Here is a 21,931-nt window from a genome sequence, read left to right on the forward strand (position 1 = left end):
AGGACGTGTCGGAGTTCGCCGCCGACGGCACGGTCCTGGTGACCGGTGCGAGCGGCACGCTGGGCACCCTGTTCGCCCGCCACCTGGTGGCGGAGCGCGGTGTACGGCAGCTGCTGCTGGTGAGCCGCCGTGGCGACCAGGCTCCTGGCGCGGGGGAACTCGCCGCTGAGTTGTCCGGGTTGGGTGCGGGTGTGCGCTGGGCGGCGTGTGATGTCGCCGATCGTGACGCGCTGGCCGAGGTGCTGGCGGGGATTCCGGCCGAGCATCCGCTGACGGGTGTGGTGCACACGGCCGGTGTGCTGGATGACGGTGTGATCGGCTCGCTGACCCCGGAGCGTATGGCCGGGGTGCTGCGTCCGAAGGTGGACGCGGCGTGGAACCTCCACGAGCTCACCCGCGACCTGGACCTGTCGGCGTTCGTGCTCTTCTCCTCCGCCGCCGGTGTGTTCGGCAATGCGGGTCAGGGCAACTACGCTGCCGCGAACGCCTTCCTGGACGCCCTTGCCCAGCACCGCCGGGCGCACGGTCTGGCCGCCACCTCGCTGGCCTGGGGTCTGTGGTCCGACTCCAGCGGAATGACCGGGGAGTTGGACGACGCGGATGTGTCCCGGATGAGCCGGGGCGGTGTTCTCGCGCTCTCGGCGTCCGAGGGGCTGGAGCTGTTCGACGTCGCGGGCCGCCTCGGCGAGGCGGTGCTGGTGCCGATGTCGCTGGACATGGCCGCGCTCCGGGCGCAGGCGGGCAGCGGTGCGCCGGCACCGCTGTTCCGTGGACTGGTGCGGGTTCCGGCGCGGCGTGCGGCGGACGGCGCGGCGGCGTCGGGCGCGCTGGCACGGCGGCTCGCCGGGCTGGACGAGGCCGAGCAGCGCGAAGTGCTGCTGGACCTGGTGCGTACGAACGTCGCGGTGGTGCTCGGATACGCCGGTCCGGAGACGGTCGAGCCCGACCGTTCCTTCCGTGAGCTGGGCTTTGACTCGCTGACGGCGGTGGAGTTGCGGAACGCGCTGGGTGTGGTGAGTGAGCTGCGGCTGCCCGCGACGCTGGTCTTCGACTATCCGACGCCTGCGGTGTTGGCGGAGTTCCTGCGTGCGGAGGTTGTGGGGGCTGCGGCTGCGGTGGCGGGTCCGGTGGTGGTGTCGGCCGCTGATGATGAGCCGATCGCCATTGTTGGGTTGGGTTGCCGTTACCCGGGTGGGGTGGAGACTCCGGAGGATCTGTGGCGGTTGGTCATGGAGGGCCGGGACGCGATCTCCGAGTTCCCCACCGACCGTGGCTGGGACCTCTCGGCGCTCTACCACGAGGACCCGGACCACAGCGGAACGAGCTACGCCCGCGAGGGCGGCTTCGTGGAGGACGCCGGCCACTTCGATCCGGGCTTCTTCGGGATCTCGCCGCGTGAGGCGCTGGCGATGGATCCGCAGCAGCGGTTGCTGCTGGAGACGTCGTGGGAGGCGTTCGAGCGGGCGGGCATCGACCCGACCGGGCTGCGTGGCAGCCGTACCGGTGTCTTCGCGGGCGTCATGTACCACGACTACGCCTCGCTGCTGGAGCGCGTGCCCGAGGGCGTCGAAGGCTTCCTCGGTACGGGTAATGCGGCGAGTGTGATTTCGGGGCGGTTGGCGTACACGTTTGGTCTTGAGGGGCCGACGATCACGGTGGACACGGCCTGCTCCTCGTCGTTGGTGGCGTTGCATCTGGCGGTGCAGGCGCTGCGGAACGGTGAGTGTTCGCTGGCGTTGGCCGGTGGTGTGACGGTGATGGCGACTCCGGCGCCGTTTGTGGAGTTCAGTCGGCAGCGGGGGTTGGCTGCTGATGGGCGGTGCAAGGCGTTCTCGGCGGACGCGGATGGCACGGGGTGGTCCGAGGGTGCGGGCATGCTGCTGGTGGAGCGGCTGTCGGACGCGCGGAAGAACGGGCACCCGGTGCTGGCGGTGGTGCGGGGCAGCGCGATCAACCAGGACGGTGCGTCGAATGGTCTGACCGCGCCGAATGGTCCGTCGCAGCAGCGGGTGATTCGTCAGGCGTTGGCGAACGCGGGTCTGTCGGCGTCCGAGGTGGACGCGGTGGAGGCGCACGGTACGGGGACCTCGCTGGGTGACCCGATCGAGGCGCAGGCGCTGATGGCCACGTACGGCCAGGAGCGCGCCCCGGAGCAGCCGCTGTGGTTGGGGTCCATCAAGTCGAACATGGGCCACACGCAGGCCGCTGCCGGTGTCGCGGGCATCATCAAGGTCGTCATGTCGATGCGGCACGGTGTGTTGCCGCGTACGCTGCACGCCCAGGAGCCCTCGCCGCATATTGATTGGTCTGCGGGTGCGGTGTCGCTGTTGCAGGAGTCGGTGGCGTGGCCGGAGTCGGGTCGTCCCCGGCGGGCGGCGATCTCGTCGTTCGGCTTCAGCGGTACCAACGCGCACACGATCATCGAGCAGCCCCCGGTCGGCGAGGACGAGGCTCCGCGTGAGGTGACGACGGCGCCCGGGGTGACGTCGTGGCCGCTGTCGGCGAAGACCGCCGACGCGCTGCGTGCGCAGGCCGGGCGGCTCCGTTCCTACCTGGACGAGCGGCCGGAGCTCGTACCGACCGACCTCGGCTACTCCCTTGCGACCACGCGCGCCGCGCTGGACCACCGCGCGGTGCTGGTGGCCGACGACCGCGAGGGCTTCCTGCGCGGCCTCGACGCGCTGGCACGCGGCGAGTCCGGCTCGGACGTGGTCCAGGGATCGGCCGCTGGCGGCAAGGTGGCGTTCCTGTTCACCGGGCAGGGGAGCCAGCGGCTCGGCATGGGCCGTGAGCTGTACGACGCCTATCCGGTGTTCGCGGAGGCGCTGGACGCGGTCTGCGATGAGCTGGACGCGCATCTTGAGCGGCCGTTGAAGACGGTGCTGTTCGGGGATGACGCCGAGGAGCTGGACCAGACCGGGTTCACCCAGCCCGCGCTGTTCGCGGTCGAGGTGGCGCTGTTCCGGCTGGTCGCGACCTGGGGCCTGAAGGCGGACTTCCTCTCCGGGCACTCGATCGGTGAGCTGGCCGCCGCGCATGTGGCGGGTGTGCTCTCGCTCGCGGACGCGGCGACGTTGGTGGCCGCGCGTGGCCGTCTGATGCAGGCGCTTCCGGCCGGTGGCGCCATGATCGCCATCCAGGCGTCCGAGGACGAAGTCGCACCGCTGCTCACCGAGGGCGTTTCGATCGCCGCGCTCAACGGCCCGACCTCCGTCGTCATCGCTGGTGACGAGGGTGCGGCTGTCGCGATCGCGTCCGGCTTCGAGGCGCGGGGCCGTAAGACCAAGCGGCTCACGGTCAGCCACGCCTTTCACTCGCCGCGCATGGACGGGATGTTGGACGCGTTCCGCGAGGTCGCGGAGGGGCTGGCCTACGAGGCCCCGCGCATTCCGATCGTCTCCAACCTCACCGGGAACGTGGTCTCCGCCGAGGAGATCACGACCCCCGACTTCTGGGTCCGTCACGTCCGCGAGGCCGTCCGCTTCCTCGACGGCGTCCGGACGATGGAGGCCCAGGGCGTCACCACCTACCTCGAGCTCGGCCCCGACGGTGTCCTCACCGCCATGGCCCAGGAGTGCGTCACCGACGCCGACGCGGCCGGATTCGCAGCCGTGTTGCGGGCCGGTCGGCCCGAGGCGCGGGCGGTCCACGCCGCCGTGGCGCGGGCGTACGTCCGTGGTGTGGCGGTGGACTGGGCGGCCGTCTTCGCCGGTACGGGTGCGGCTCGCGTCGAGCTGACCGATCTGCCGACGTACGCCTTCCAGCGCCGCCGGTACTGGCCGCAGGCGTCGGCCTACGGCGTCGGTGGCACGGCGGGGCTCGGGCTGGCCGCCGTGGACCATCCGCTCGTGGGCGCCGCCGTGCCGCTCGCGGGCGGTGACGGTGTGCTGCTGACCGGGCGGATCTCGGCCCAGACGCATCCGTGGCTGCTCGATCACACCGTGATGGGCTCGGTGCTGCTGCCGGGTACGGCCTTTGTGGAGCTGGCGGTTCGCGCCGGTGACCAGGTCGGTTGTGACCGGGTCGAGGAGCTGACGCTGGAGGCTCCGCTGGTGCTTCCGGAGGCGGGCGGTGTTCAGCTTCAGCTGTCGGTGGGCGAGCCGGATGGCTCTGGTCGTCGTGCGTTCGAGGTGTACTCGCGGTTCGAGGACGCGGCCGCCGATGAGCCGTGGCTGCGCCATGCCTCGGGTGCGCTGGTGGCGGGTGCGTCGGAGGCACCGTTCGACCTAGGCGCCTGGCCTCCGGCCGGTGCGACACCGGTCGAGCTGGACGGTCTCTACGAGGGCATGGCGGGCCTGGGGCTCGCCTATGGCCCGGTGTTCCAGGGGCTGACGTCCGCCTGGCGGCTCGGTGGCGAGGTCTACGCGGAGCTGGAGCTGCCGGAGGACGGACAGGCCGACGCCGGGCTGTTCGGTCTGCATCCGGCGCTGCTGGACTCGGCGCTGCACGCGGTCGGGCTCGGTGGCCTGATCGAGGGCGAGGCCGGGGCTCGGCTGCCGTTCTCGTGGTCCGGGGTGTCGTTGCACGCGGTGGGTGCTTCGGTGTTGCGGGTGCGGTTGTCGTCGGCGGGTGCGGGTGCGGGTGCGGATGCGGTGTCGTTGGCGGTGGCGGATGGTGCCGGTCGTGCGGTGTTGTCGGTGGATTCGCTGGTGTTGCGGCCGGTGTCGGCGGAGCAGTTGGAGAGCGCGCGTACGGCCTACCACGAGTCGCTGTACCGCGTGGAGTGGACGACGACGCCCGCGCCTGTGGACTCGGCCGACGGCCGCTGGGCGGTGCTGGGCACGGACGCGTACGGGCTGGGCGCCACGGTGTACCCGGACCTGGCGGCGCTGTCCGAGGCCGTGGATTCCGGAACGGCGCTGCCGACCCAGGTCGTGGTGGACCTGGCCATTCAAGCCCGTCCGGCGTTTGAGGACACGCCCGAAGGGCGTCCGGGAGTGCACTTGGATGGCGCGGCACTTGAACGCCCGGGTGCGGCAAATCAAGCCCGTCCGGCGTTTGAGGACCGGGGTCCAGGGGCGGAGCCCATGGTTACGGGAAGGGGCGGGATAGGGGAAACCCTCACCCGAGCCGCACACCACGCCACCGCCCAAGCCCTCCACCTCCTCCAGTCCTGGCTGGCCGACGACCGCTTCACGGACTCCCGTCTGGTCCTGCTGACCTCCGGCGCCGTGGCCACCGAGGCCGCTGAGCCGGTGACGGACCTGGCGGGCGCCGCCGTACGCGGTCTGGTGCGCTCGGCGCAGTCCGAGAACCCGGACAGGCTCCTCCTGATCGACCTCGACGGCCATGACGACTCGCGGGCCGCGCTGCCCGCCGTGCTCGCGAGTGGCGAGGCCGAGGTCGCGGTGCGGGAGGGTGTCCTGAAGACGCCACGGCTGGCCCGCGCCGTGACCACCGCCGACAACGCGGCCTCCGCGTGGAACCCGGACGGCACGGTGCTGGTGACAGGCGCGTCCGGCTCACTGGGCGGCCTGTTCGCCCGCCACTTGGTGGCCGAGCGTGGCGTACGGCAGCTGCTGCTGGTCAGCCGCCGTGGCGACCAGGCACCGGGCGCGGCCGAACTCGCCACCGAGCTGGCCGAGTTGGGCGCCGAGGCGCGCTGGGTGGCGTGCGACGTGGCGGACCGGGACGCCCTCGCCGCGACCCTCGCCACCATCCCCGCCGAACATCCGCTGACGGCGGTCGTCCACACCGCCGGTGTGCTGGACGACGGCGTGATCGGCTCGCTCACCCCGGAGCGTATGGCCGGGGTGCTGCGTCCGAAGGTGGACGCGGCGTGGAACCTCCACGAGCTCACCCGCGACCTGGACCTGTCGGCGTTCGTGCTCTTCTCCTCCGCCGCCGGTGTGTTCGGCAATGCGGGGCAGGGAAACTACGCCGCCGCGAACGCCTTCCTGGACGCCCTTGCCCAGCACCGCCGGGCGCACGGCCTGGCCGCCACCTCGCTGGCCTGGGGCCTGTGGGCCGACTCCAGCGGAATGACCGGGGAGTTGGACGACGCGGATGTGTCCCGGATGAGCCGGGGCGGTGTTCTCGCGCTCTCGGCGTCCGAGGGTCTGGAGCTGTTCGACGCCGCGTACCGCACGGACGAGGCGCTGCTCGTACCCGTACGGCTCGACCTGGCCGTGATGCGCGCCGAGGCCGCGTCGAACGGTGTGGTGGCGCCGCTGCTGCGGGGGCTGGTGCGGGTTCCGGCGCGGCGTGCGGCGGACGGCGCGGCGGCGTCGGGCGCGCTGGCACGGCGGCTCGCCGGGCTGAGTGAGGCCGAGCAGCTCGACGCCCTGCTGGAGCTGGTCCGTACGCAGGTCGCGGCCGTACTCGGCCATGACTCGCCGGACACCGTCGAACCGCATCGTTCCTTCCGTGAGCTGGGCTTTGACTCGCTGACGGCGGTGGAGTTGCGGAACGCGCTGGGTGCGGTGAGTGAGCTGCGGCTGCCCGCGACGCTGGTCTTCGACTATCCGACGCCTGCGGTGTTGGCGGAGTTCCTGCGTGCGGAGGTTGTGGGGGCTGCGGCTGCGGTGGCGGGTCCGGTGGTGGTGTCGGCCGCTGATGATGAGCCGATCGCGATCGTTGGGTTGGGTTGCCGTTACCCGGGTGGGGTGGAGACTCCGGAGGATCTGTGGCGGTTGGTCATGGAGGGCCGGGACGCGATCTCCGAGTTCCCCACCGACCGTGGCTGGGACCTGGACGGGCTCTACCACCCGGACCCCGACCACCCGGGCACCTCGTACTCCCGCGAGGGCGGCTTCGTCGACCGGGCGGGCCATTTCGACCCGGCGTTCTTCGGGATCTCGCCGCGTGAGGCGCTGGCGATGGATCCGCAGCAGCGGCTGCTCCTGGAGACCTCGTGGGAGGCGTTCGAGCGGGCCGGGATCGACCCGGGTGTGCTGCGTGGCAGCCGTACCGGTGTGTTCGCCGGTGTGATGTACCACGACTACGCGTCCTCGCTGCCGGCGCTTCCGGAAGGCGTGGAGGGCTTCGTCGGTACCGGTAATGCGGCGAGTGTGATTTCGGGGCGGTTGGCGTACACGTTCGGTCTTGAGGGGCCGACGATCACGGTGGACACGGCGTGTTCGTCGTCGTTGGTGGCGTTGCATCTGGCGGTGCAGGCGCTGCGGAACGGTGAGTGTTCGCTGGCGCTCGCTGGTGGTGTGACGGTGATGGCGACTCCGGCGCCGTTTGTGGAGTTCAGCCGTCAGCGTGGGCTTGCGGGGGATGGCCGGTGCAAGGCGTTCTCTGCGGACGCGGATGGCACGGGGTGGTCCGAGGGTGCGGGCATGCTGCTGGTGGAGCGGCTGTCGGACGCGCGGAAGAACGGGCATCCGGTGCTCGCGGTCGTACGGGGTTCCGCGATCAATCAGGACGGTGCGTCGAATGGTCTGACGGCGCCGAATGGTCCGTCGCAGCAGCGGGTGATCCGTCAGGCGCTGGCGAACGCGGGTCTGTCGGCTGGTGATGTGGACGCGGTGGAGGCGCACGGTACGGGGACCTCGCTGGGTGACCCGATCGAGGCGCAGGCGCTGATGGCCACGTACGGCCAGGAGCGGGACGCGGACAAGCCGCTCCTGCTCGGTTCGATCAAGTCGAACATGGGCCACACGCAGGCCGCTGCCGGTGTCGCGGGCATCATCAAGGTCGTCATGTCGATGCGGCACGGTGTGCTGCCGCGCACGCTGCACGCCCAGGAGCCCTCGCCGCATATCGACTGGTCGGCGGGTGCGGTGTCGCTGTTGCAGGAGTCGGTGGCGTGGCCGGAGTCGGGTCGTCCCCGGCGGGCGGCGGTCTCCTCGTTCGGCTTCAGTGGCACGAATGCGCACACGATCATCGAGCAGGCCCCTGAGCCCGAACCGGCGGAGGCTCCCACCGCCCCGGTCGTCCAGCCGTCCGCTCTGCCGTGGCTGCTCTCCGGCAAGAACACCGACGCGCTGCGCGCCCAGGCCGGGCGGCTGCTCGCCGATGTCGAGCGGCGGCCGGAGTTGTCGCTGACCGACCTGGCGTACTCGCTCGCGACCACGCGCGCCGCGCTGGACCAGCGTGCGGTGGTCGTCGGCGGGGACCGGGCCGGGCTGGTCGCGGGTCTGGAGGCGCTGGCGGGCGGCGAGTCGGCGGCCGGGCTCACGCAGGGCTCGGTGGCCGATGGCAAGGTGGCGTTCCTGTTCACCGGCCAGGGGAGCCAGCGGCTCGGCATGGGCCGTGAGCTCTACGACGCCTACCCGGCCTTCGCGGAGGCGTTCGACGCGGTCTGCGATGAGCTGGACGCGCATCTGGAACGGCCGCTGAAGACCGTGGTGTTCGGGGATGACGCCGAGGAGCTGGACCAGACCGGGTTCACCCAGCCCGCGCTGTTCGCGGTCGAGGTGGCGCTGTTCCGGCTGGTCGCGACCTGGGGTCTGAAGGCGGACTTCCTCTCCGGGCACTCGATCGGTGAGCTGGCCGCCGCGCATGTGGCGGGTGTCCTCTCGCTCGCCGACGCGGCGACGTTGGTGGCCGCGCGTGGCCGTCTGATGCAGGCGCTTCCGGCCGGTGGCGCCATGATCGCCATCCAGGCGTCCGAGGACGAGGTGCTGCCGCTGCTCGCCGACCGTGTGAGCGTCGCCGCCCTCAACGGGCCCACCTCCGTCGTCATCGCGGGCGATGAGGACGCGGCTCTGGAGATCGCTTCCGGCTTCGAGGCGCAGGGCCGTAAGACCAAGCGGCTCACGGTCAGCCACGCCTTCCACTCCCCGCGCATGGACGGGATGTTGGACGCGTTCCGCGAGGTCGCGGAGGGGCTGACCTACGAGGCCCCGCGCATCCCGATCGTCTCCAACCTCACCGGAGCCGTCGTCTCCGCCGAGGAGATCACGACCCCCGACTTCTGGGTCCGTCACGTCCGCGAGGCCGTCCGCTTCCTCGACGGCATCCGCACCCTCGAGGCCCAGGGCGTCACCACCTACCTCGAACTCGGCCCCGACGGTGTCCTGTCCGCCATGGCCCAGGAGTGCGTCACCGGCACCGGCACCGACACCGACGCGCCCGCCTTCGCCGCCGCGCTGCGCAAGGACCGTCCCGAGGCCGAGGCGCTGACTGCCGCCGTCGCCCGGGCCCACGTCCGTGGTGTGGCGGTGGACTGGAGGGCGTTCTTCGCGGGGACCGGTGCCCAGCGCACCGAGCTGCCCACGTACCCCTTCCAGCGCGAGCGCTACTGGCTGGAGGCCCCCGCCGGGACCATCGGCGACATGGCCTCGGCGGGGCTCGGCGCGGCCGATCACCCGCTGCTGGGCGCGGCGGTGGATCTGCCCGACTCCGAGGGTGTCCTCTTCACCGGTCGGCTCTCGCTCCGTACCCACCCCTGGCTGGCCGACCACGCCGTCATGGACACCGTGCTGCTGCCCGGTACGGCCCTGGTCGAGCTGGCGGTCCGGGCCGGTGACCAGGTGGGCTGCGATCTGCTGGACGAGCTGACCCTCGAAGCGCCGCTGATCCTGCCGGAGCGCGGCGGGGTGCAGCTGCGGGTCGCCGTGGACGAGCCCGACGGCCCCGGCCCCGACGGGCGGCGTGCGCTGACCGTCTACTCGCGGCTGGAGGACGCCACCGACGAGCCGTGGATCCGGCACGCCTCAGGTGTGCTCACGGTCTCCGGTTCCTCCGCCACCGCCCCGGCGGAATGGCCTCCGGCCACTGGTACGGCCTCCACCACCGACCTCGAACCGCTCGACGTGGACGGGCTGTACGACGGCTTCGCCGCCCTCGGCCTCGGCTACGGCCCGGTGTTCCAGGGGCTGCGCAAGGCGTGGCGGCGCGGGGACGAGGTGTTCGCCGAGGTGGCGCTCGACGAGGACCGGCAGGGCGAGGCCCGTGCGTACGGGCTGCACCCGGCGCTGCTGGACGCCGCGCTGCACACGGTGGCGCTCGGCGGGTTCTTCCCGGCCGAGGAGGCGGGCCAGGCGCGGCTGCCGTTCTCGTGGGACGCCGTACGGCTGCACGCGGTCGGCGCGACCGCGCTGCGGGTGCGGGTCTCCCCGTCCGGGCAGGGCGCGGTGGCGCTGGAGATCACCGACGAGGCCGGTGCCCCGGTCGTGTCGGTCGGCTCGCTGGCGCTGCGGCCGCTGGACGCCGAGCAGTTCGCGGGTGCCCGTACCGCACACCACGAGGCGCTGTTCCGCGTCGGCTGGGCCGCGCTGCCCACGCACGCGGCGCGGCAACGGCCGGAGGACACCGCCCTGTGGGCCGTCCTGGACGGCTTCGGTGGCGACGATCTGAAGCTCACGGCCGCGCTGACGGACGCCGGCACCGGTATCGAGGCCGAGACCTACGCGGGGCTTCCCGCGCTCGCCGAGGCGGTGGAGGCCGAGGGCATCGCGCCCGATGTGGTCCTGGTGCCGTGCCTGCCCGACCTGGGCACGCCCGGGGACACCGCGGGCGCCGCGCACACCGTCGTCCGGCGGACGCTGGCGCTGGTCCAGGAGTGGCTCGCGGATGAGCGGTTCGCCGACTCCCGGCTGGTCCTGCTCACCCGTGGCGCCGTGGCCGTGACCACGGGCGACGACGCCGGGGCCGAGGGCGTCGAAGCGGCCCACGGCATCGATGCGGGCGAGGGCGTGGACGACCTCACCCACGCCGCCGCCTGGGGCCTGGTGCGCTCCGCGCAGGCCGAGCACCCGGGCCGGTTCGTCCTGGTCGACGTCCAGGGAGACATCGACCTCCACGGGGCCCTGGCCCGCGGCGTCCCCACGCACGGCGACCGGGCCCATGGCAACCCGGCCACCGACACCCCGACCGCCTCCGCCCCCAGTGGCTGGCTCCCCGCCCTCGTGGCGGCCCTGCGTACCGACGAGCCGCAGCTGGCCGTGCGCGCCGGGGTCGTCCACGCGCCGCGGCTCGCGCGGGTGGCGGCCCTGGACGAGGCGGCCGTGCCCGGCCTTGACCCGGCGGGGACCGTGCTGGTCACCGGGGCGTCCGGCACCCTGGGCGGGGTGCTGGCCCGCCATCTGGTGACCGAGCGCGGCGCCCGGAGGCTGCTGCTGACCAGCCGCCGGGGCGCGGAGGCGACGGGCGCCGCCGAACTCGCGGCCGAACTCACCGAGCTGGGCGCCGAGGTCCACTGGGCGGCGTGCGACGCGGCCGACCGCACCGCCCTGGCCGACGTCATCGCCTCCGTCCCCGGCGACCACCCGCTCACCGCCGTGATCCACGCGGCGGGTGTGCTCGACGACGGGATCATCGAGTCCCTCACCCCCGAGCGCGTCGCCCACGTCCTACGCCCGAAGGTGGACGCGGCGTGGAACCTGCACGAGCTGACCCGGGGCCTGGACCTGTCCGCGTTCGTGCTGTTCTCCTCCGCCGCCGGTGTCTTCGGCAACCCGGGGCAGGGCAACTACGCGGCGGCCAACGCCTTCCTGGACGCCCTCGCCCAGCACCGCCGCGCCCAGGGCCTGCCCGCCGTCTCCCTGGCCTGGGGCCTGTGGGAGGACGAGGGCGGCATGGCCGCGACCCTCGCGACCGCCGACCGGCAGCGGATGAGCCGCGGCAGCATGGGCGCGCTCAGCAACGCCGAGGGCCTGGCCCTGTTCGATGTGGCGGGCCTGGCCGGACACGCGGTGCTGATCCCCGCCGCCCTGGACATCGCCGCCCTGCGCGCCCAGTCCACGGCCGGGGTCGCCCCGCTGCTGCGCGGGCTGATCCGTACCCCCGTACGGCGCGCCGCGGCCGGTGGCGGCGGCGGGGCGGACGAGGCGGCGGGCCTCGCCGAGCGGCTCGCGGGCATGTCCGCGGCCGAACGGGACCGCTTCCTGCTCAACCTGGTCTGCGGCCAGGTGGCCACCGTGCTCGGCTACGGCGGCGCGGCGGCGATCGAACCCGGCGCGGCCTTCAAGGAGCTGGGCTTCGACTCGCTCACCGCCGTCGAACTCCGCAACCGGCTCGGCGCGGCCACCGGCCTCCGGCTGCCCGCCACGCTGATCTTCGACTACCCGACCCCCGACGCCTTGGCCGACCATCTGCGCGCGGAACTCCCGCACGGGGACGGCGGCGGTCCTTCGGTGTTCGGCGAACTCGACCGGCTGGAAGCCGCCCTGGCGGTGGCCGCGGACGACAGCGTGACCCGCTCCAGGATCACCATGCGCCTCCAGGCGCTCCTGGCGAAGTGGAACGACGCCCAGGACGCGACCGGCGACGGCGACACCGACGACCACGACCTCGAATCCGCGACCGACGATGAGCTCTTCGACCTGCTCGACGACGAACTCGGCTCCTCCTGAACGGGAGCGTTCTGAACCCATGGAACTCATGAGCACCACCTCCCTCTTCGCAAGGAGCCGACGCAATGGTGAATAACGAGGACAAGCTCCGGGACTACCTCAAGCGGGCCACCGCCGATCTGCGTCAGGCCCGCCGACAGCTCCGCGAGGTCGAGGAGCGGCACCAGGAGCCCATCGCGATCGTCGCGATGAGCTGCCGCTACCCGGGTGGTGTGCGCACCCCCGAGGAGCTGTGGCGGCTCGTCCTGGACGGCGAGGACGCGATCTCGGGCTTCCCGACCGACCGCGGCTGGGACGTCGAGTCGCTCTACGACGCCGACCCCGACCAGGCGGGCGCCAGCTATGTGAACGAGGGCGGGTTCCTCTACGACGCGGGCGGCTTCGACCCGGCGGTCTTCGGGATCTCGCCGCGCGAGGCCATGGCGATGGACCCGCAGCAGCGGCTGCTGCTGGAGACCTCCTGGGAGGCGTTCGAGCGGGCCGGGATCGACCCGACCGGGCTGCGCTCCAGCCGGACCGGTGTGTTCGCGGGCGTGATGTACCACGACTACACCTCGCGGCTGGACTCCGTGCCCGAGGGCGTCGAGGGCTTCCTGGGCACCGGCAGCTCCGGATCCATAGCCTCCGGACGGGTGTCGTACACCTTCGGTCTGGAGGGCCCGGCGGTCACGGTCGACACGGCGTGCTCGTCCTCGCTGGTCACCTTGCACATGGCGGTGCAGGCGCTGCGCAACGGCGAGTGCTCGCTGGCGCTCGCGGGCGGTGTCACCGTGATGGCCACGCCCTCGACGTTCACCGAGTTCAGCCGGCAGCGCGGACTCGCCGCCGACGGCCGCTGCAAGCCCTTCGCCGCCGCCGCGGACGGCACCGGCTGGGGCGAGGGCGTGGGCATGCTGCTGGTCGAGCGGCTGTCGGACGCCCGCCGCCACGGCCACCCGGTCCTCGCGATCGTGCGTGGCTCGGCGATCAACCAGGACGGCGCGTCCAACGGCCTGACGGCGCCCAACGGCCCGTCCCAGCAGCGCGTCATCCACCAGGCGCTCACCAACGGCCGTCTCTCCGCCGCCGATGTGGACGCCGTCGAGGCACACGGCACCGGTACGACGCTGGGCGACCCGATCGAGGCGCAGGCGCTGCTCGCCACCTACGGCCAGGAGCACACCCAGGACCAGCCGCTGCTGCTCGGCTCCATCAAGTCCAACATCGGGCACACCCAGGCCGCCGCCGGTGTCGCCGGGATCATCAAGATGGTCATGGCCATCCGCCATGGCGTGCTGCCCAAGACGCTGCACATCGACGAGCCGACCCCGCATGTGGACTGGTCGGCGGGCGCGGTGTCGCTGCTCGCCGACACCACCCCCTGGCCGGAGACCGGCCGTCCGCGCCGCGCCGCCGTGTCCTCGTTCGGCTTCAGCGGCACCAACGCCCACACCATCCTGGAGCAGGCCCCTGCCGAGGAGGCCGAGGAGACCGAGAAGGCCACCGAGGCACCGGCGGCCCCGACGAAGCGGCTGGACGTCCTGCCGTGGGCGGTGTCGGGCAAGAGCGCGGCGGGGCTGCGCGCCCAGGCCGAGCGGCTGCTGGCGCACCTCGAGGCCGACCCGTCCCTGAACCCGGTGGACGTGGCCCTCTCGCTGACCACCACCCGGGCCCAGCTCGACCACCGCGCCGTGGTGCGCGGCCACGACCGTGACGAACTGCTGGCCGGGCTCACCGCCCTGGCCGAGGGCGGTATGGCGGCGGGCGTCGCACAGGGCTCCGTCGTCGGCGGCCGCACGGCGTTCGTGTTCCCGGGGCAGGGGTCGCAGTGGGCCGGTATGGCGGTGGGGCTGATGGACGCCTCGCCCGTCTTCGCCGCGCGGATCGAGGAGTGCGCCGCGGCGCTCGCGGAGTTCACCGACTGGTCGCTGGTGGATGTGTTGCGGGGTGCCGAGGGCGCGCCGTCGTTGGAGCGGGTGGATGTGGTCCAGCCGGTGCTGTTCGCGGTGATGGTGTCGCTCGCGGAGCTGTGGCGTTCGCTGGGTGTCGTCCCGGCTGCCGTGGTCGGCCACTCGCAGGGCGAGATCGCCGCCGCGTGCGTGGCCGGAATCCTGTCGCTGAAGGACGCGGCGCGTGTGGTGGCGTTGCGCAGTCAGGCGATCGGCCGGGTGCTGGCGGGCAAGGGCGGCATGGTGTCGGTGGTGCTCCCGGTGGCGGACGTACGGGAGCGGATCGCGCCGTGGGGCGAGGAGCGGATCTCCGTCGCCGCCGTCAACGGGCCCTCGTCGGTGGTCGTCTCCGGCGAGCCGACCGCGCTGGAGGAGCTGCTGGCGTCCTGCGAGGCCGATGAGGTGCGGGCCCGTCGAGTGCCGGTGGACTACGCCTCGCACTCGGCCCAGGTCGAACTCCTCCGCGAGGAGCTGCTCGAACTGCTCGCGCCCGTGCGGCCCAGGGCCGCCGAGGTGCCGTTCCTCTCCACCGTGACGGGGGAGTGGGTCGAGGGTCCGGAGCTGGACGCCGAGTACTGGTTCACCAACCTCCGGCGCACCGTCGAGCTGGAAGGCGCCGTTCGCCGACTGCTCGATGAGGGCTTCGGTACGTTCATCGAGTCCAGCGCGCACCCGGTCCTCACCATGGGCGTGCAGGAGACGGCCGAGGACGCGGGCCGTGAGGCCGCCGCGATCGGGTCGCTGCGCCGTGACGAGGGCGGCCTGGACCGCTTCTGGGCCTCCGTCGGCGAGGCGTGGACGCGGGGCGTCGCCGTGGACTGGGCCGGGGTGTTCGACGGTACCGGCGCGGCCCGCGTCGAGCTGCCCACGTACGCCTTCCAGCACCAGCACTACTGGCTCGAGGCGGGCAGCCCCGCCGCTGCCGCCGCCATCGCCGCCGACCCCGTCGAGGCCCGCTTCTGGGAGGCCGTCGAGCGCGAGGACTGGCAGACGCTCGCGGCCGAGCTGGACGTCGACGGCGACGAGCGGGTCAGCGCGCTGCTGCCCGCCCTGGCGTCGTGGCGCAGGCAGGCCCGTGAGCAGTCCACGGTGGACGGCTGGCGTTACCGCGTGACGTGGAAGCCGCTCGCCGACGGGCAGTCCGCGCGGCTGACCGGCGCCTGGCTCGTGATCGCCCCGGCCACCGAGGACACCTGGACCGACGCCGTGGCCGGGGTGCTCGCCGAACGCGGCGCCGACGTGACGCGCATCGCCGTGGACACCGCCACCGACGGCCGCGACGAGCTGACCGGGCGGCTGCGCGCCGCGCTCGCGGAGACCGCCGGCATCCCGTTCACCGGAGTGCTGTCGCTGCTGGCCCTCGACGGGCGTCCGCACCCCCGCCACCCCTCCGTCCCGGCCGGAGTGGCGGCGCAGCTCGCGCTGGTGCAGGCCCTCGGCGACGCGGAGATCGGCGCGCCGCTGTGGTCCGCCACCCGTGGCGCGGTCTCCGTGGGCCGCACGGACCCGCTGGACTCCCCGGAGCAGGCGCTGGTCTGGGGCCTGGGCCGGGTGGCCGCGCTGGAGCACGGCGAGCGCTGGGGCGGTCTGGTGGACCTGCCCGGGGCGCCCGACGAGCGGGCGCTGGCCCGGCTGGTGACCGTGCTCGCCGGGGCCGACGAGGAGGACCAGGTCGCGATCCGCGCCACCGGGCCGCTCGTACGCCGTCTGGTGCGCGCCCCGCTGGCCGCCACGCCCGCCGTACGGGCCTGGAAGCCGTCCGGTACGACGCTGGTCACCGGCGGTACGGGCGCCCTGGGCGCCCATGTGGCGCGCTGGCTGGCGGGCAACGGGGCCGAGCACCTGGTGCTCACCAGCCGCCGTGGCCTGGACGCCCCGGGCGCGGCGGATCTGCGGTCCGAACTGACCGAGCTCGGCGCCAGGGTCACCATCGCCGCATGCGACGTGGCCGACCGCGCCCAGGTCGAGGCGCTGCTCGCGGACATCCCGGCCGAACTCCCGCTGACCGCCGTCGTCCACACCGCCGCCGTGCTGGACGACGGGGTCATCGAGGGACTGACCCCGGACCAGGTGGACCGGGTGCTGAAGGTCAAGGTGGACGCCACCCGCCATCTGCACGAGCTCACCCGCGAGCTGGACCTGAGCGCGTTCGTGCTGTTCTCCTCCTTCGCGGCCACCTTCGGCGCGCCCGGCCAGGGCAACTACGCCCCGGGCAACGCCTTCCTGGACGCCTTCGCCGAGCACCGGCGCGCCCAGGGGCTGCCCGCCACCTCGCTGGCCTGGGGCCCGTGGGGCGAGGGCGGAATGGCCGAGGGCGGCGTGGGCGACCGGATGCGCCGCCACGGCGTCATCGAGATGGCGCCACGGTCGGCCGTCACCGCGCTCCAGCACGCGCTGGACCGCGACGAGTCGGTGCTGACCGTCGTCGACATGGAGTGGAAGCGTTTCGTCCTCGCCTTCACCTCCGGCCGCTCCCGTCCGCTGCTGCACGACCTGCCCGAGGCGCGGGACGTCATCCAGGACATGGCCGGGGACGCCGAGGCGGACGGCGCGGGCGCGGTCGCTCTCGCCCAGCAGCTCGCCGGGGTGCCGGAGGCCGAGCGGGAGCGGCTGGTGCTGGAACTGGTGCGCACCGCCGTCGCGGCCGTCCTGGGCTACGCGGGCGCCGACGACGTCGAGGCGGGCCGGGCCTTCAAGGAGCTGGGCTTCGACTCGCTGACCGCCGTCGAGCTGCGCAACCGGCTCAGCGCCGCCAGCGGGCTGAAGCTGCCGCCGACCCTGATCTTCGACTACCCCACGCCCACCGTGCTCGCGCGCCATCTGCGCACCGAGCTCGCGGGCGGGCAGCGGGCCGCCGTGGCCGCGCTGCCGACCGCGTCGGCGCTCGCCGACGACGAGCCGATCGCCATCGTCTCCATGAGCTGCCGCTTCCCGGGCGGCGTGCGCACCCCCGAGGAGCTGTGGCAGCTGCTCGCCTCCGGTGGCGACGCGCTGTCGGAGTTCCCGGGCGACCGCGGCTGGGACATCGAGGCGCTGTACAACCCGGACCCGGACGCGCAGGGCACCAGCTACACCCGCGAGGGCGGATTCCTCACCGGGGCCGCCGACTTCGACCCCACCTTCTTCGGGATCTCGCCGCGCGAGGCCATGGCGATGGACCCGCAGCAGCGGCTGCTGCTGGAGACGTCCTGGGAGGCGTTCGAGCGCGCGGGCATCGACCCGGCCACGCTGCACGGCAGCCCGTCCGGTGTCTTCGTCGGCACCAACGGCTCCGACTACTCCATCGTCATGCGCGACAACACCGAGGGCTACGAGGGCCACCTCGCCACCGGCAGCGCCGCGAGCGTCGTCTCCGGCCGCCTCTCGTACACCTTCGGCCTGGAGGGCCCGGCGGTCACCGTGGACACCGCGTGCTCGGCGTCGCTGGTGGCGCTGCACCTGGCCGTCCAGTCGCTGCGCCAGGGCGAGTGCTCGATCGCGCTCGCGGGCGGGGTGACCGTGATGGCCACTCCGGGCACGTTCATCGAGTTCAGCCGCCAGCGCGGACTGTCCTCGGACGGCCGCAGCAAGGCGTTCTCCTCGGACGCGGACGGCTTCAGCCCGGCCGAGGGCGTGGGCATGTTGCTGGTCGAGCGGCTGTCGGACGCCCGCCGCAACGGCCACCCGGTGCTGGCCGTCGTCCGGGGCTCGGCGATCAACCAGGACGGCGCCTCCAACGGCCTCACCGCGCCCAACGGCCCGTCCCAGCAGCGCGTCATCCGGCAGGCCCTCGCCAACGCCCGGCTGTCTCCGGCCGAGGTGGACGTCGTGGAGGCACACGGCACCGGTACGACGCTGGGCGACCCGATCGAGGCGCAGGCGCTGGTGGCCACCTACGGCCAGGAGCGGCCCGACGGCCAGCCCCTGCTGCTCGGCTCCATCAAGTCCAACATCGGCCACGCCCAGGCGGCCGCCGGTGTCGCGGGTGTGATGAAGCTCGTGCTCGCGCTGCGCCACGGCGTGCTGCCGGAGTCGCTGCACATCGTCGAGCCCACCCCGCACGTGGACTGGTCGGCGGGCGACATCGAGCTGCTGACCCGGGCGCGGGAGTGGCCGGAGACCGGCCGTCCGCGCCGGGCCGCCGTATCCTCGTTCGGCTTCAGCGGCACCAACGCGCACGCCATCATCGAGCAGGCACCCGCCGAGGAGCCGGACGAGGCCGAGCCGGTGACCCGGCCGCTCGGCGCGCTGCCGTGGACGGTGTCCGGCAAGAGCGAGGCGGCGCTGCGCGACCAGGCCGCCAAGCTGCTGGCCCACCTCGATGCCGACCCGGCCGCGCGCCCGCTGGACATCGGCCACTCGCTGGCCACCACCCGCGCCGCCTTCGACCGGCGCGCGGTGCTGGTGGGCACGGACCGGGACGATTTCGTCCGGGGTTTGGACGCCCTCGCTAGGGGGCAGGTCCTGCCGAACCTGGTGCAGGGGGCCTCAATCGGGGGCAAGGCCGCATTCGTGTTCCCAGGACAGGGGTCACAATGGGTAGGCATGGCCGTGGCGCTGTTGGATGCTTCACCGGTGTTCGCTGCCCGTATTGATGAGTGTGCCGCCGCGCTCGCAGAGTTCACCGACTGGTCGTTGGTGGATGTGCTGCGCGAGGCGGAGGGCGCACCGTCGCTGGAGCGGGTGGACGTTGTTCAGCCGGTGTTGTTCTCCGTGATGGTTTCGCTCGCGGAGCTGTGGCGTTCGCTGGGTGTGCGGCCGTCGGCCGTGGTCGGCCACTCGCAGGGTGAGATCGCCGCCGCGTGCGTGGCCGGAGCCCTGTCGCTGAAGGACGCGGCGCGTGTGGTGGCGTTGCGCAGCCAGGCGATCGGCCGGGTGCTGGCGGGCAAGGGCGGCATGGTGTCGGTGGCGCTGCCGGTGGCGGACGTACGGGAGCGGATCGCGCCGTGGGGCGAGGAGCGGATCTCGGTGGCGGCCGTCAACGGGCCTTCGTCGGTGGTCGTCTCCGGTGAGCCCGAGGCCCTCGATGAGCTGGTCGCCGCGTGTGAGGCGGACGAGGTGCGGGCCCGCCGGGTGCCGGTGGACTACGCCTCGCACTCCGCGCAGGTCGAACTGCTCCGCGAGGAGCTCCTGGAACTGCTCGCGCCGGTGGAGCCCAAGGCGGCCGAGGTGCCGTTCCTCTCCACCGTGACGGGGGAGTGGATCGACGGTTCCGAGCTGGACGCCGAGTACTGGTTCACCAACCTCCGTCGCACCGTCGAGCTGGAGGGCGCCGTCCGGCGGCTGCTGGACGAGGGCTTCGGGGTGTTCATCGAGTCCAGCGCGCACCCCGTGCTGACGATGGGTGTGCAGGAGACCGCCGAGGACGCGGGCCGTGAGGCCGCCGCGATCGGGTCGCTGCGCCGTGACGAGGGCGGTCTGGACCGCTTCTACACCTCGCTGGGCGAGGCGTGGACGCGCGGCGTCGGCGTCGACTGGAGGGCGGTGTACGAGGGGACCGGCGCGGCCCGCGTCGAGCTGCCCACCTACGCCTTCCAGCACCAGAGCTACTGGCCGCGGGCGGCCGACACCCCGGCCGACGAGTCGGGCGCGCCGTCCGACGCCGTGGACGCCCGCTTCTGGGAGGCCGTCGAGCGCGAGGACCTGGAGTCGCTGGCCGACACCCTCGCGTTCGCGGACGACGGCGAGCGGTCCTCGCTCGGCGCCGTCCTGCCCGCCCTGGCGTCCTGGCGCAGGCAGGCCCGCGAGCAGTCCACGGTGGACGGCTGGCGCTACCGCGTGACCTGGACCTCGCTGACCGAGGCACCGGCCCCGCGGCTGTCCGGGACCTGGCTGCTGGCCGTGCCCGAGTCCGCCGCCATCGACGAATGGACGCTGGGCGCGGTCCGGATGCTCACCGAACGCGGCGCCGAGGTGCGGCAGATCACCCCGGCCGCCGTGGAGTCGGACCGCGCGTCGCTGACCCGCCTGGTGCGCGAGGAGCTGGCCGACGCCGGAGCCGTCTCGGGTGTGCTCTCGCTGCTCGCCTTCGACGCGGGCACCGCGCCCGGCACCGACGGGGTCAGCGCCGGGCTGGTCGGCACCGCCGTACTGATCCAGGCCCTCGGCGACGCCGGGGTGGACGCGCCGCTGTGGTGCGCCACCCGGGGCGCGGTCACCGTCGGCCGGACGGACCGGGTGGAATCCCCCGAGCAGGCGCTCGTCTGGGGCCTCGGCCGGACCGCGGCGCTGGAGTACCCGGAGCGCTGGGGCGGTCTGGTGGACCTGCCCGGGACGCCCGACGAGCGGGCGCTGGCCCGGCTCGCCGGGGTGCTCGCCGGGACCGACGGCGAGGACCAGCTCGCGGTGCGCGCGGCCGGGGTGTTCGCCCGCAGGCTCGCCCACGCCCCGCTGGCCGGCGCGCCCGCCGTACGGTCGTGGAAGCCGTCCGGTACGACGCTGGTCACCGGCGGTACGGGCGCCCTGGGCGCCCATGTGGCGCGCTGGCTGGCGGGCAACGGGGCCGAGCACCTGGTGCTCACCAGCCGCCGCGGCCTGGAGGCGCCGGGCGCCGCCGAACTGCGCGATGAGCTGACCGAGTTGGGTGCGGAGGTCACCGTCGCCGCGTGTGACGTGGCCGACCGCAAGGCCGTCGAGACACTGCTCGCCGCCATCCCGGCCGACCGGCCGCTCACGGCGGTCATGCACGCCGCGGGCGTCCTGGACGACGGCGTCCTGGACGCGCTCACCCCGGAGCGGTTCGCCACCGTCCTCGGCCCCAAGGCCGACGCGGCGCGCCATCTGGACGAGCTGACCCGCGATCTCGACCTGTCCGCGTTCGTGCTGTTCTCCGGTATCGCGGGCACCCTCGGTGACGCCGGGCAGGGGAACTACGCGGCGGCCAACGCCTATCTCGACGCGCTGGCCGAGCGGCGCCACGCGGCGGGCCTGCCCGCCACCTCGGTGGCCTGGGGCCGCTGGGGCGAGACGGGTCTGGCCGCCGACGGCGCCGTCGGCGAGCGGCTGGACCGGGGCGGCGTCCCGGCGATGGCCCCGCACGCCGCGATCACGGCGCTCCAGCGGGCCCTGGACCACGCGGACACGGTCGTGGCCGTCGCCGACATCCAGTGGGACCGCTTCGCCTACGGTTACACCGCGGTCCGCCCCAGCCCGCTCATCGGCGAGCTGCCCGAGGTCAAGCGGCTGAGGGAGACCGGCGGCCCGGCCGGTGAGCCCGGTACGGCCTCCGACGGGTCCCCGGCGGACGCGCTGCGCAAGCGGCTGGCCGGGATCTCCCGGGCCGAGCAGTCCCTGGTCGTCCTGGAGGTCGTGCGTACCAACGCGGCCGCCGCGCTCGGCCACCCCTCGACCGACGAGGTCGGCGCCGGGCGGGCGTTCAAGGAGCTGGGCTTCGACTCGCTCATCGCGCTGGAGCTGCGCAACCGGCTGACCGCCGCCACCGGGCAGAAGCTGCCCGCCACGCTGGTCTTCGACTACCCGACCCCGGCGGCGCTCGCCGAGTTCCTGTGCGGCCGGATCGTGGGCGACGGCGGTACGGCCGCGGCGCCCGGGGTCGCGGAGCTCGACGCGCTGGAGTCCGCGCTGTCCGTCCTGGACCCCGACAGCGCGGCGCGGGACGACATCGCGGCCCGGCTGCGGGACCTCGCGGCGAAGTGGGCGGAGCCCCGTACGGCCGATGCCGAGGCGGCCGACGGCGACGGCGGCACCGTGACGGAGAAGTTGCAGGAGGCGACGCCCGACGAGGTCTTCGCCTTCATCGACAAGGAACTCGGAATCTGA

2 protein-coding genes are annotated in these 21,931 nt (G+C 73.5%); both read left to right on the forward strand.

What is annotated here, in order from left to right; all coding sequences use genetic code 11:
• A partial coding sequence (locus ABD329_RS34420; RefSeq protein WP_344317390.1) for an SDR family NAD(P)-dependent oxidoreductase occupies positions 1-12,245 on the forward strand: 12,245 nt, incomplete at its 5' end.
• Positions 12,246-12,313: 68 nt separating this feature from the next.
• Complete coding sequence (locus tag ABD329_RS34425; protein WP_425574416.1) at positions 12,314-21,931, forward strand: type I polyketide synthase; 9,618 nt, start codon at positions 12,314-12,316, stop codon at positions 21,929-21,931.

Source organism: Streptomyces javensis (assembly GCF_039525925.1).
GTDB classification, from domain to species: domain Bacteria; phylum Actinomycetota; class Actinomycetes; order Streptomycetales; family Streptomycetaceae; genus Streptomyces; species Streptomyces asiaticus.